9 protein-coding genes are annotated in these 13298 nt (G+C 60.2%); all 9 read left to right on the top strand.

Translation table 11 applies throughout. The annotated features are described in order from the left end of the window. Positions 1 to 30 precede the first annotated feature (30 nt). The 9 genes from D3878_RS09845 to D3878_RS09805 all read left to right on the top strand — a co-directional run bounded on the left by D3878_RS09845 (position 31) and on the right by D3878_RS09805 (position 13286). On the top strand, positions 31 to 336 hold the full coding sequence (locus D3878_RS09845; protein ID WP_119785308.1) for a Rieske (2Fe-2S) protein: 306 nt from the start codon (positions 31 to 33) through the stop codon (positions 334 to 336). After that, positions 333 to 1727 carry an FAD-binding oxidoreductase gene (locus tag D3878_RS09840; RefSeq protein ID WP_119785307.1) on the top strand — a complete coding sequence of 465 codons (1395 nt, stop codon included), beginning with the start codon at positions 333 to 335 and terminating at the stop codon, positions 1725 to 1727. The genes D3878_RS09845 and D3878_RS09840 overlap by 4 nt, the downstream gene beginning before the upstream one ends. Continuing rightward, positions 1724 to 2437 carry a glutathione S-transferase family protein gene (locus tag D3878_RS09835; protein ID WP_119785306.1) on the top strand — a complete coding sequence of 238 codons (714 nt, stop codon included), beginning with the start codon at positions 1724 to 1726 and terminating at the stop codon, positions 2435 to 2437. Before D3878_RS09840 ends, D3878_RS09835 begins: the two co-directional genes overlap by 4 nt. Next, a complete protein-coding gene (locus D3878_RS09830; RefSeq protein ID WP_119785305.1) occupies positions 2418 to 5972 on the top strand; it encodes an indolepyruvate ferredoxin oxidoreductase family protein in 3555 nt (1184 codons plus the stop codon). The genes D3878_RS09835 and D3878_RS09830 overlap by 20 nt, the downstream gene beginning before the upstream one ends. A gap of 61 nt (positions 5973 to 6033) precedes the next feature. After that, the gene (locus D3878_RS09825) at positions 6034 to 6822 is read left to right on the top strand and encodes an SDR family oxidoreductase (RefSeq protein WP_199688127.1); all 789 of its coding nucleotides are present in this window, start codon (positions 6034 to 6036) and stop codon (positions 6820 to 6822) included. A gap of 99 nt (positions 6823 to 6921) precedes the next feature. Further along, entirely contained in the window at positions 6922 to 8130 is a 1209-nt protein-coding gene (locus D3878_RS09820) for an acetyl-CoA C-acetyltransferase (RefSeq protein WP_119785304.1), read from the top strand. 43 nt (positions 8131 to 8173) lie between these two features. Beyond that, positions 8174 to 10342, top strand: coding sequence for a 3-hydroxyacyl-CoA dehydrogenase NAD-binding domain-containing protein (locus tag D3878_RS09815; RefSeq protein WP_119785303.1), 2169 nt, complete (start codon positions 8174 to 8176; stop codon positions 10340 to 10342). Then, entirely contained in the window at positions 10339 to 11127 is a 789-nt protein-coding gene (locus D3878_RS09810) for an enoyl-CoA hydratase/isomerase family protein (RefSeq protein WP_119785302.1), read from the top strand. The genes D3878_RS09815 and D3878_RS09810 overlap by 4 nt, the downstream gene beginning before the upstream one ends. Positions 11128 to 11573: 446 nt before the next feature. After that, positions 11574 to 13286, top strand: coding sequence for a DUF1302 domain-containing protein (locus D3878_RS09805; protein ID WP_119785301.1), 1713 nt, complete (start codon positions 11574 to 11576; stop codon positions 13284 to 13286). The last annotated feature ends 12 nt before the right edge of the window (positions 13287 to 13298 follow it).

The raw sequence follows: 13298 nt of genomic DNA, 5'->3' as shown, positions 1-13298 counted from the left end.
TGCCCGTGAAACTCAAGAAAGGTGATAACGATGAAACCCATGCAGCGGGTTGGTTCCCTGAAGGAACTCAAAGACGGTAAGCCCCTGGATGTCACTCTTGACGGCCAGAAAATCGCTGTCTTCTACATCAAGGATGAAGTCGTGGCGACCAGCGGTAAATGCCCGCACGCGGGCGGCCCGATCCAGTGCGGCGATCTCGAGGGGGCTTGGCTGACTTGCCCGTGGCATGGTTGGACCTTCGATCTGAACAGCGGTGTGTGCACTGATGATCCTTCGCTGGCCCTGGACATCTATCCGGTCAGGGTCGACGGTGATGACATTCTGGTGGCGGTATGAATACAGCCTTGCTGGATCAGTTGCGCGAAATCGTGGGCGCGGCAGGTGTGATTGCTGGCAGCGAGGTGCGCTCGCGTTACCCTGGCTTTTTCATGTCTGAAATCGGTGCGGACGCCATCGTGCGTCCGGCAAGCGTGGAGCAGGTTTCGCAAGTGCTGGCGCTGTGTAATGCCGCTGGCCAGCCGGTCGTGGTCCAGGGGGGCATGTCGGGCTGGGTGCGTGCCACCCAGACCCGGGCTGGCGAGATCGCGCTTTCACTCGAACGCATGAACGCCATTGAAGAAGTTGACCTCGCCAATCGCACTGCTACCGTTCAGGCTGGCGTCGTGCTCGAAACCTTCCAAAATCATATTGAAGGATTCGGGCTGAGCTTCCCGCTCGATCTGGGCGGACGCGGATCCTGCCAGCTGGGTGGCAATGCCGCCACCAATGCCGGTGGCATGCGCGTGATCCGTTACGGCATGATGCGCGAACAAGTGCTCGGCCTGGAGGCGGTGCTGGCCGACGGCCGGATCGTGTCGTCGATGAACCGCATGATCAAGAATAATACCGGTTACGACTTGAAGCAGTTATTCATCGGCAGCGAAGGCACGTTGGGCGTGATTACCCGCCTCGTACTCAGGCTGCGCGAACGTCCGACCAGCAGCAACACCGCTCTGGTCTGTGCGGACAGCTTCGATCAGATATCCCGGCTGTTGCGCCACATGGATGGCGCACTGGGGGGCCAGCTCAGCGCCTTTGAGCTGATTGATCATAATTTTTACCGGACAAATACCGGTGCCGGCCGGCATGCGGCGCCGCTGCCGGCCGACAAGCCGTTTTACGCGATCATCGAGGCGCTCGGCGCCGATCAGGAACGCGATACGCAATTGTTCGAGCAGGCCCTGGGCCAGGGCCTTGAACAGGACTTGTGCAGCGACGCCATCATTGCGCGCTCCGAGCGGGAGCGCCAAGGAATCTGGGCCATCCGCGAGGATCTGGAGCATCTGGTGCGCGACTTCCAGCCCTTCTATGCGTTCGACGTCAGCCTCGCAGTGGGACATATGGAAGCGTATATGCGCGAAGTGACCACACGTCTGCGCGCGCGCTGGCCGCAGGGTGCGATCGCCTTCCTCGGTCACGTCGGTGACGGCAATCTGCACATCGCGATCGGCGCCGGTGGCGAAAATGACCGGCATGCGGTCGAAACCTGTGTCTATGAACCGCTGCGCGCGATCAGTGGGTCGGTGTCGGCCGAACATGGCATCGGTTTGGAAAAGGCGGCCTGGTTTCCGATCAGCCGCAATGAAGTCGAGCGCAATCTTATGCAAAGCATCAAGCTGACGCTCGACCCGAACGGAATTCTCAACCCCGGCAAGATATTCGCTGCCGAAACGGCAGGGAGCCCATGATGCCCGCCCTGCGACTCCACGGCTACGCCGTCAGTAACTATTTCAATATTGTCCGTGCGGCGTTGATCGAAAAGAACGTGGAATTCGAGATTGTCACAGTGCGCGCCAGCCAGCAGCCTGATTTCCTCGCGCACAGCCCAATGGGGAAGATCCCGGTGCTCGAGACGCCGCAAGGGTGGATGAGCGAGACGGTCGCGATTCTGGAATATATCGAGGACACGCAGGACGGCCCGTGCCTGCATCCGGTCGATCCTTACTTGCGTGCGCGCGGCCGCCAGATCATCAACATCATCCAGATGTATGTGGAGGCGCAAGTACGTACGCTGTATCCAGGCGTGTTCATGGATGGAAAGAACAGCCCGGAGACGGTCGAGGCGGTGCGCCGGATGCTCATTCGTGCCAGCAGCGCGCTGGGCCGTTTTGGCGCGCCCTGGCCTTTTTTGCTGGGAAAAGAACTCAGCTATGCCGATCTGTTCGCCTACTACTGCTTCGATATCGCCGAGCGCGTGACGTGCTTTGAATATGGCCGTTCGTTGCTGGCCGAGACCGAAGGACTGAAAGCGTGGTTCGCGCTGATGTCGAAACGCGCAAGCAGCAGGGTCGTTATGGCCGACTTCGACAGTGCGCTGGGCAGCTATCTGATCGAGAAAAACGCTGCATACAATTTAGGCAATGAGAAATGGAAGAACTATGCGCAACGTAACGCTTGACGATAAATATATTTGCGAGAACGGTTCCGTCCTGATGTCGGGGATCCAGGCGCTGGTTCGCCTGCCGCTGCTGCAGCGGGGCATTGATCGCAGCGCCGGACTCAACACCGCCGGCTTCATCTCCGGCTACCGTGGCTCGCCGCTGGGCTCCTACGATCTGGATCTGTGGCGCGCACGCAAGCTTCTCGAGAAGAATGACATCGTGTTCCAGCCCGGCGTCAACGAAGACCTGGCGGCCACGGCCGTGTGGGGCACCCAGATGCTGGCGACGACGCCACAGGCGAACAAGGATGGCGTGTTCGCGATCTGGTATGGCAAAGGCCCAGGGGTGGATCGTTCATGCGACGCCTTCAAGCACGGCAACATCGCAGGCACCCATCCGAACGGTGGCGTGTTGATCGTCGCCGGCGACGATCATTCGGGTAAATCCTCGACCGTCGCGCATCAGAGCGAGGTCGCGCTTATGCATGTCGGCATGCCGATCCTGGCGCCTTCGAATGTCCAGGATGTGATCGACTTTGGCCTGCTGGGTTTCGCGATGTCGCGCTACACGGGCTTGTACACCGGATTCAAGCTCTGCAACGAGACACTTGAACAGACCATGACGGTCGAAATCGGCGCGCATGCCAAGGGCCCGGTCTTTCCCGACCGGGGCGAGTTGCCTCCTGAAGGCATTCACAATGTTGCCACCCATGTGGATCGCCAGCGCTCCGAGGTCGTCGCCAAGCGCTATCGGTGGCCGCTTGTCGAGAAGTTTGTTCGCGCCAACGGCATCGACCGCGTGCTGATCGATGCCCCGGTGCGCAAGCTGGGGATCGTTGCAACCGGCAAGGCGGTGCAGGATGTGCTGCAAGCATTGAAGCTGCTCCATCTGGACGCTGCAGGCGCTGCCGGGCTGGGCATCTCCTTCTACAAGCTGGGCTGCATGTTTCCCGTCGAGCGCGAAGGCTTGTCGGAATTCGCCGCCGGCCAGGCCGAGCTGTTGTTTGTCGAGGAGAAGGAAGGGCTTACCGAAAATCAGGCCAAGACGATCCTCTACGGGCGGGCGAATGCACCTCTGATCGTCGGCAAGACCGATGAAGACGGGACATTCATGATCCCCTCGGATGTCCAGCTCGAACCGATCCAGTTGGCAATTGTTATTGCAGAACGCCTGCGCCGGTTGGCTGTGGCTGCAGATCCCGTCTATGCCTGCGCCAAGGTGCTCGCACAGCAGATGGAAAGCGTGGCCGCAGCCAGCCCGGCCGGCACGGTACGCACACCGTACTTCTGTTCTGGCTGCCCGCATAACACCGGCACCCGCAAGCCGGACGGCAGCTATGCGGCCGGCGGCATCGGCTGCCACGCGATGGCGATGTACAGCGACGACAAAATGCTGCCCAATACGCAAATGGGCGGCGAGGGCGGGCATTGGTACAGCCTGGCAAAATTTTCGGACATGCCGCACATTTTCCAGAACATGGGTGACGGCACTTACTATCATTCAGGGCTGCTGGCGGTGCGCGGCGCTGTCGCGGCCAAGGTCAACATCACCTTCAAGATCCTGTTCAACGATGCCGTCGCGATGACTGGCGGGCAGCCCGTCGACGGACCGCTGTCGGTCGGCGACATTACCCGCCAGGTGCTGGCGGAAGGCGCCGTGCGCTGCGTCGTGGTCACCGACAATCCGGGCCACTACGGGTCACAGAGCGGCCTGGAAGCAGGAGTGACGGTTCACCATCGGGACGATTACGACAGCGTCCAGCGCACCCTGCGCGAGATCAAGGGCGTCACCGTGATCGTCTATGAACAGACCTGCGCCGCCGAGAAGCGCCGCCGCCGCAAGCGCGGCACGTATCCGGACCCCGCCAAGCGCATGTTCATCAACAGCGATGTGTGCGAAGGCTGCGGCGACTGCTCGGTCAAGTCGAATTGCGTGAGCGTCTGGCCGAAGGAGACCGAACTTGGCCGCAAACGCCAGATCGACCAGTCCAGCTGCAACAAGGACTACAGCTGCGTCAAGGGCTTCTGCCCGAGCTTTGTGACGGTGCTTGGCGCCGAGCCGCGCAAGCCGGAGCGTACTTCGCTGTCCGGGGATAACATCGACGGTCTGCCAGTGCCCGCCATTGCAACGCTGAATGACGGCGTGTACAACATCATGGTCTCGGGTATCGGCGGCACCGGCGTGGTTACCGTCGGTGCGCTGCTGGCGATGGCGGCGCACCTGGAAGGCAAGGCCTGTTCAACGTTCGACATGACGGGCCTGAGCCAGAAGAACGGCGCCGTGTACAGCCATGTGCGGATCGGCGCCAAGGTCGATGACCTGGGGGCGCAGAAACTGGGCATCGGCGAAGCCCACCTGGCGCTCGCCTTTGACGCCGTGGCTGCGCTGTCCAAAGAGGCCGTGAACACACTGGCAAAAGACAAGTCTGCGGTCGTGGTGAATGCCCGCATCACGCCGACGCCTGCCTTCCAGCGCAATCCGGATCTGCAGATTGATCAGCCCTTGCTGGTCAATAGCCTGGGCAAGCTGGTTGGAGATGGCCGCCTGTATGACGTTGATGCGACAGGGCTGGGCCTGGCCCTGCTCGGCGACTCGATTGCCGCCAACCTGTTCATGCTCGGCTACGCGTCACAGAAGGGCCTGCTGCCGGTGTCGCCCGAAGCGCTCGGACGCGCAATCGAGATCAATGCGGTGTCGGTCGAGTTCAACAAAACTGCGTTTGCGCTCGGGCGCTTGCTGGCGGCTGATCCAGATCGGCTTGAGCAGAAACTAGTGCGCAGCCGGCCGGAGCCGGAGCTCGAACCATTGAGCAAGCTCGAAGATATCCTGGCGCATCGGGTCGCACTGTTGAGCGCTTACCAGAATCCCGCCTACGCGCAGCGTTACCAACGGCTGGTCGAGAAGGTCGCCTCGGCGGAGGCGCGGATTCAGCCGGGCAGCACTGCCCTGGCAGTCGCCGTGGCACGCAATTTTGCCAAGCTGATGGCTTACAAGGATGAATACGAGGTCGGCCGTCTCTACAGCCTGCCCAGCTTCAAGCAACAGTTGAAGGAAAATTTCGCCGGTGAAATGAAGCTGCGCTACAACCTGGCGCCGCCGCTATTCGCCAAGCGCGATCCGCTTACCGGACAGCTGGTCAAACGCGAATTCGGTTCCTGGGTCGGCCATGCCTTCGGCCTACTGGCCCGCCTTAAATTCCTGCGCGGTACGGCGTTCGATGTATTCGGCTACACCGAGGAACGGCGGATGGAGCGAGGACTGATCGACGACTACGAGGCGCAGCTGACGATGATGGCCGGAGTGCTGACAGCTTCCAACCATGCGGCCGCAGTGGAATTTGCCGGCTTGCCGGCGCAGATCAGGGGCTTTGGCCACATCAAGGAAGCCAACGTCAAGAAAGTCAGGCAGATCGAGCCGCAGATACTGGCGAAATTCAGGAACCCGGCGCAGTTTGCAAGCACCGCCGTGAAGTTTGTTCCGCTGCAAAGAATCGACTTGGCGCGGGAGACGCAAGCCGGTCTGGAAAATAAGCCATCCACGGAAAAAGTGTGATGACGCCATTTTACGAATCTTCAATATCAACAGAATTAACCGGCTCCTGAAAGGAATTGCCATGAGTGGATTTTTGAATGACTTGTTTTCTATCGAGGGAAGGACCGCGGTCGTGACTGGCGGCGCCAAGGGTGTCGGCGCCATGATCAGCCGGGCACTGGTGCGGGCCGGCTGCAAAGTGCTGGTAGTGGCGCGCTCGGCAGAGGAGGGCGAGCGTTTCGCCGCCGAGCTGGCGCGCGAGGGCAGCTGCACCTTCCTGCGCCATGACCTGGCGACGATGGACGGTGTGCGTGCTGCCGCTGGCGCCATTGCGCAGCACGCGCCGGCACTGGACATCATTGTCAATAATGCCGGCGCGTTCAGCGCCGGCCCGATCGAGGCGGCTGACGATGCCAGCTGGGACCGCGAAGTTGCGCTCAACCTGCGCGCACCGTTTTTCCTGGTGCAGCAGTTGCTTCCGCAACTGGCCGCCGCAGCCAAGGCAGGCAGCCCGGCGCGCGTCGTCAACATCGGATCGATTGCAGGCTTGTGGGCCAAGAGCAGCCAGGCCTATGCCTATGGCGCGACCAAGGCCGGACTGCATCACCTCACCCGGATGCTCGCCTCCGATTTGACGGCCCGCAATATCACCGTGAATGCCATCGCGCCGGGCTTTTTCCCCAGCGATATGACGGCCGGGTTCTTCACCGCTGCCCCCGGCCTGAAAGAACAGATGCTGGCGGCGATCCCGGCGCACCGGCTGGGGTCGCCGGAAGATGTCGGCGGTGCCGTGATCTTCCTGTGTTCGCGCGCGGGGGCCTATCTGTCGGGCGCAATTCTCCCGGTCGAGGGCGGCCTGTGGTCGGCATAGCGTGCTGCGCCATTTTCGCAATGACGTGTTGATGCGCAGACGGGCCAGGTGGGATTGCCCCGTTTGCAATGAAAATTTGAAAGTTCAGGAGGAAATGAAATGACGACAGCCTTGATTTTTGACCATGTACGTACGCCCCGCGGACGGGGACGGCCTGATGGCGCGCTGCACGAGGCGACCGCGGTGCATCTGGCCGCCACGGTGCTGGCCGCGCTGCGCGACCGCAACAAGCTTGATACGCGCACGGTAGATGATGTGATATTCGGCGTAGTCATGCCGATTGGCGAGCAGGGACAGTGCCTGCCCCGGCTCGCTGCCTTGCAGGCCGGGTATGCGCAGGAAGCAGCGGGGGTGCAGATCAACCGTTTCTGCGGATCCGGGCTGGAGGCCTGCAATATGGCCGCTGCAAAAATTGCCGCTGGCTCGGATGGCTTCATTGTCGCCGGCGGTAGCGAATCGATGTCGCGTGTGCCCATGCTGTCCGATGGCGGTTGCTGGAGCGTGGACCCGGTCACGGCATTTACCTCCAATTTCATTCCGCAGGGAGTCAGCGCCGACTTGATGGCGACGCTCTCGAACTATAGCCGTGCCGATGTGGATGCGTTTGCGGTGCGCAGTCACCAGCGCGCTGCCCATGCCTGGGCGGAAGGGCGCTTCAATGCTTCGGTGGTGCCGGTCAAGGGCATCCTCGGAGAAATCCTGCTGGCGCATGACGAGACTGTTCGGCCGTCATGCACGCTGGCCGATATGGCTGCGCTCAAGCCGTCTTTCGCCGAAATCGGACGTGCCGCCGGTTTCGACGCGCTGGCGATTCAACGCTATCCGCAAGTGGAGGCGATCGGCCATGTCCACCATGCCGGCAATTCATCCGGTATCGTCGATGGCGCATGCGCCATGCTCATCGGCTCGGCGTCCGCCGGCAAGGCAGCCGGCCTGAAGCCGCGGGCGCGCATCCGCGCCTTTGCCGAAGTCGGGTCCGAGCCGACCATCATGCTGACCGGCCCGTCATTTGCCGCGGAAAAAGCCCTCAAGCGCGCAGGCATGCGTGCTTCGGACATTGACCTGTTCGAGGTCAATGAGGCGTTTGCCGCCGTACCCATGCGCTTTGCCGAAGCACTGGATATCGATTTCGACCGGATCAATGTCAACGGCGGCGCCATCGCCATGGGGCATCCGCTGGGGGCGACCGGGGCCATGATTCTTGGCGCCGCGCTCGACGAACTGGAACGCAGCGGCAAGTCGACTGCGCTGGTCACCTTGTGCATCGGCGCCGGGATGGGCGTTGCCACCATCATCGAACGCGTCTAGGACTGCGATCCGGTCCAACCTCATTATCACAGGAAGCTTATCCATGATTACCACTGAAATTAACGCAAGCATCGGTCACCTGATCATCGACTTGCCCGGCCGCTCGATGAACGTGTTTACCCCGGCCCTTGCCGATGAAATGGGAAGGCAATTCGAACGGCTCGTTGGTGACGACGCGATCAAGGCAATCGTGATCAGTTCGGCCAAGAGCAGTTTCATCGCTGGTGCCGATCTGGAGCAGATGGCAGACCTTGCCGGGCCGGACGTGAGCCCGGCCGACGCGCTGCAGCGCATCAGCTGCTATGGCAATCTGTTTCGTCGGATTGAGACTTGCGGCAAGCCGGTCGTTGCTGCGGCAAGCGGCACAGCATTGGGTGCCGGTCTGGAACTGATGCTGGCATGTCATTACCGCATCGCCGCCGACAATTCACGGGCACAATTTGGATTGCCGGAAGTTAAGCTTGGACTATTGCCCGGCGCCGGCGGCACCCAGCGTCTACCGCGCATCATCGGTGTGGCGCGCAGCATTCCCTTGCTGACCAAGGGTACCGCGCTCAGTGCCCAGGATGCGCTCAGCCTTGGCATCCTGGACGAAATCGTTCCGCCGGATCAATTACGCAAGGCGGCAGAAACGGCTGTGTCCGAGGGCCGGGTCAAGGCCAGCGCGCCTTGGGACGAGAAAGGCTTCCGGCTACCCGGCGGTGACTGTTATGCGCCCGCCAATGCCAACGCCCTGGTGGCCGCGAACGCCGCAACGCATGCGTCGATCCGCGACAATTACCCGGCACCGTACGCAATTCTGCGTTGCATTTACGAAGGCGCTCGCCTGCCGATCGGCAAAGCGTTGCTTATCGAACAAAAGCATTTTGTCCTTCTGGTGCAGGGAAGTGTCGCCCAGAACATGATCCGGACCCTGTTTTTCGCCAAGCAGGCTGCGAGTAAATTGGCGCGCCGCCCGGCAGGCATCGCGAAGTCGCAGGTTGGCAAAGTCGGTGTGCTGGGTGCAGGATTCATGGGCGCCGGGATTGCGCAAGTGTCGGCAGCAGCGGGGATTGACGTCGTGCTGCTCGATCGCGATCTGGCCACGGCGCAGCGCGGCTACGACAACATCGCCCAGGCGCTTGAGATCGAGGTGAAAAAAGGCCGTCTGGCGCAGGCCGCTCGCGATGCATTGTTATCGCGCATTGGCGTGGCCGACAGCTACGCAGCGTTTGGCGATTGTGATCTTGTGGTGGAGGCTGTCCTTGAGGATGCAGCCTTGAAAGCGAGCGTGACCAAGGCGACTGAAGCGGCCACCAGCGCCAATGCCATCTTTGCGACAAACACCTCGGCGTTGCCTATCAATGAACTGGCAGCGTCCAGCATCAGGCCGGAAAATTTCATCGGACTCCATTTCTTTTCGCCGGTCTCCAGGATGGAGTTGGTCGAAGTCATCGTGGGCAAGAATACTTCAGCGCAAACGCTGGCCCGATCGCTTGACTATATTCAGCAGATACGCAAAACGCCGATTGTGGTCAACGACGGCTACGGATTTTATACCTCGCGCTGCGTTGATGCGTACATACGGGAAGGCATCCGCCTGCTGGCCGACGGCGTCAGCGCCGCGCTGATCGAAAATGGCGGCGTCGCGCTTGGCATGCCGGTCGGGCCACTGGCGCTGGCCGACGAAGTGGGTATTGACGTCTTGTACCACATTGGCCATTTGTTCCGCGCGCGCGAGGCTGGCGCCTGGGCCGATGACCGCCACGTGGCGCAGAACCGTATCGTCGATTTACTGAAAGAGTGCAAGCGCCTTGGCCGAAAATCCGGACACGGCTTCTATCTGTACCCTGGCGACGCGCCGAAGCGTCTGGACACCGGGTTCGTGGGGCATGCGCGCGAGATCGATATCGCTGAAGTCAAGGAGCGCCTGCTGTACGCGCAAGTGATCGAGGCGGCGCGTTGCTGGGCCGATGGCGTCGTGGTCGATGCCGCCGAAGCGGATCTTGGCGCGCAGCTGGCCTGGGCATTTCCATCCTGGCTGGGTGGTCCATTTTCGTTCATCGACGGGATTGGCGCGCAAGCGTTCGTCAAGCAATGCGACCAATTCGTGGCGCTGTACGGGCCACGCTTTGAAGTGCCGCAGTTGCTACGCGAATTTGAAACCAAGGGAGGGCGTTTTTATACCGATGGCGTACCAGTGCAATCCCCTCTTCGGGGGGCCGCAGCATGAGCCTTGCCGCGCTGGATTTTGATGCTGTCAGCGGGATCGCCTGGATTTCGATCAACCGGCCGCAAGTCCTGAATGCGATTGACATTCCTCTTGCGTATGCCCTGCGTGACTGCATTCTTCCGCTGGTCGACGATCGCCGCGTGCGCTGTGTCGTATTAAGGGGAAAAGGGCCTGCTTTTATGGCGGGCGGCGACGTTGGCCGTTTCGCCGAGGACTTCGACCAGGCCGAGACGGTCGTCGATGAGCTTCTCGGCGCATTAAATCCGGTCATAGAGGCCTTGCGCGCCATGGATGCCCCGGTGCTGGCTGCGGTGCATGGCGCCGTCGCCGGCGCTGGCCTGGCATTTGTGTCGGCTTGCGACATCGTGGTGGCAGCCGACAGTACGAAATTTCTGATGGCCTATGACCGGGTAGGCGCAGCACCTGATTGTGGCACGACATATTTCCTTCCCAGGATACTTGGCGTACGCCGGGCGGCGCAGTTCATGCTGCTGAGCGAGACATTGAGCGCAGCGGAAGCGAAGGACATCGGGCTGGTCAATTTCCTGGTGCCGGATGGCGCGTTATCGGCGCGGATTGAAGAATTGGCCAGGCAGGTCGCTGCCGGTCCCACCCGTGCCTATGGCCAGTACAAACGTCTGGTACAGGATTCCTTTTCCAGTCCGCTGCACGACCAGCTTGAGGCCGAACGAAAGGCCTTCAGGGCGGCGACGAGGACAGCGGATTTCATTGAGGGGGTAAGCGCATTTTTGGCCAAGCGCCGTGCGAATTTCAAAGGCCGATGACAGGGCGTCTCCGGGTGACCCGGCCAGCCACCCTATAACCACTCATGACGGGTGGGTTGTCGCCCGAAGTCGGTGGATATAGTGACTTCATATCACAACAGCCATCAGGCTAAAAATTATAAGCTGGAGACATGTATGAATAGTCGAGATTCCGTCCGGAATAGTTATTCACACCCCCGTTTGCGCGGTCGCGTGAGCTGCAACGGTGTGGCGCCTCCCCCCCCCCCATCAATCCTGCACTGGCCGTTATCGAGTGCGCTGGATGCTTCCTTTGATTTTTTCCAAGCCAACGAGCCCGCCGGGCTCATGGAAAAAAATTTCTTAATAACAACAGCAAGGAGTTTTATAGCAGACAGCAATTTGAATGACACGTCAGCAGCATGAAGAAGGCATGCCACCTTTCAAGGGGGCATCTTTGTCCAAGGGAATAATAAAACGGAGGTGACATGATGAGCGATATACAGATTCGCGGTTCACTGCCTTTGACTGTGCTGGCGTCTGCGCTGGCTGTCATGGGTGGGGTGGGGCAGGCTCAAGCGGCCAACTTGAAAAGTGGCGGCGATTGGGACGTCAATCTCGATACGACGGTGCAGTATACGGCTGGGTGGCGAACCCAGGAGCGGGATGACGCGATCGGCAATCATCCTTTCTTTGCCGAAGGCGATTACAAGTTCGACAAGGGTGACATGGTCACCAATCGCGTCCAGGGCATGGTGGAGTTGCAGGGTGTGTACCAGAAAAATACCGGGTTTCGGCTGTCGGGTTCTTACTGGAAGGACTTTGCCTACGATGACAAAGTCAGGACCAATCCCAATCCGGCTTTTTCTACTTTCCTGAGCTATCCGAGCGGCGTCTATTCGCCGGAAACCAAAAAATGGCATCTGCAGGGCGGCGAGATTCTGGATGCCTTCGTGTTTCACAATACAAAAGTGGGCGAAACTCCCCTCTACCTGAAGGCTGGCCGTTTCACGCAGCACTGGGGCAATGCCTTTTTCTTCGGCTTTTCCAATATTGCATATTCCCAGCATCCGGTGGACTACGTGAAGGCGTTCACGCAGCCTGGATCCGAAGTCAAAGAACTGTTCCTGCCGCGTGCGCAAGTCATGGCATCGGCTGACCTGACGCCGGAGTTGTCGGTCAGTGCCCAGTATTTCCTGGAGTTTCGCGCTAACCGCTTTCCTCAAGGCGGAACCTACCTGGGGCCGTTCGATATTCTTTACTCCGGCCCGACCAGCGGCGGTGCTGTTGCCGGATTGTTCGGCGGTCCGGTCTCGGCCGGGAAGTCCTATAAGCCCAAGGGCATCAATAACAACTTCGGCGTCAAGGCTGCATGGTCGCCGGCTTGGGCGGGTGGCGACATCGGATTTTATTACCGGCAGTTTGATGATGTACAACCATGGGCTGCAGCGGATATCTACGCGGGCGGCGGGGGCGAGGTTCATCAGACATTTGCGAGAAAGAGCAAGTTGTTTGGTGTGAGTTACGAGCGCACCTTCGGCACGCTTAGCACCGGCTGGGAAGTTTCTTATCGCACCGATACGGCTCTGAATAGCGCATTCTCGAACGGCCTGGTGGGCGTTCCGTACCGCGAGGGCGCTACCGGCGACATCGTCAACGTCATTGCCAATGGCTTGTACACATTGCCTCAAACCCCGCTTTGGGATACTGGCTTGCTCATCGCGGAAATGTCCTATACCCATCTTAACCGGGTAAGCCGTAACGCCAACCTGTACAACGGGGTCGGCTATGCCAGTTGCCGAGACAGCGTCAACGCAGCGCTGCCGGGCGCCAAAGCCGATGGCTGTGCATCGAAAAATGCTTTGGCGGTGGCATTCCTGTTTGAGCCGCAATGGTTGCAAGTCGGGCCAGGCATTGATCTGAGTGCGCCGATGTCCTTGACCTACGGGGTGCACGGCAATCCGGCTTATGCCGCCGGTTCGTTCTATGCACAGGGAACAAAAATTTTCTCGGTCGGCGTGAAAGCGACCATCCGCCAGAAAACCACCGTGGCGCTTCAATACAACGGATATAAATGGAATACGAGCCCGAAAGCCAATGTGCCTGGCCTGGGTACGTCGTACGCCGGTTTCGGCGGGAATGGCCCTGTCGCATTGAATGACAAGGGCTGGGTACAGCTGACTGTAAAAACTTCATTCTAGATTTGGAGACAT

The sequence above is a fragment of the Noviherbaspirillum sedimenti genome, from assembly GCF_003590835.1.
Lineage (GTDB): Bacteria > Pseudomonadota > Gammaproteobacteria > Burkholderiales > Burkholderiaceae_D > Paucimonas > Paucimonas sedimenti.
This window is presented reverse-complemented; position numbering and strand designations above follow the sequence as displayed.

What these genes read in the sequence shown, in the direction of transcription:
- D3878_RS09805 (WP_119785301.1), top strand. Translation starts at nt 11,574, where the DNA reads ATGATGAGCGATATACAGATTCGCGGTTCACTGCCTTTGACTGTGCTG.
- D3878_RS09835 (WP_119785306.1), top strand. Translation starts at nt 1,724, where the DNA reads ATGATGCCCGCCCTGCGACTCCACGGCTACGCCGTCAGTAACTATTTC.
- D3878_RS09815 (WP_119785303.1), top strand. Translation starts at nt 8,174, where the DNA reads ATGATTACCACTGAAATTAACGCAAGCATCGGTCACCTGATCATCGAC.
- D3878_RS09845 (WP_119785308.1), top strand. Translation starts at nt 31, where the DNA reads ATGAAACCCATGCAGCGGGTTGGTTCCCTGAAGGAACTCAAAGACGGT.
- D3878_RS09820 (WP_119785304.1), top strand. Translation starts at nt 6,922, where the DNA reads ATGACGACAGCCTTGATTTTTGACCATGTACGTACGCCCCGCGGACGG.
- D3878_RS09830 (WP_119785305.1), top strand. Translation starts at nt 2,418, where the DNA reads ATGCGCAACGTAACGCTTGACGATAAATATATTTGCGAGAACGGTTCC.
- D3878_RS09810 (WP_119785302.1), top strand. Translation starts at nt 10,339, where the DNA reads ATGAGCCTTGCCGCGCTGGATTTTGATGCTGTCAGCGGGATCGCCTGG.
- D3878_RS09825 (WP_199688127.1), top strand. Translation starts at nt 6,034, where the DNA reads ATGAGTGGATTTTTGAATGACTTGTTTTCTATCGAGGGAAGGACCGCG.
- D3878_RS09840 (WP_119785307.1), top strand. Translation starts at nt 333, where the DNA reads ATGAATACAGCCTTGCTGGATCAGTTGCGCGAAATCGTGGGCGCGGCA.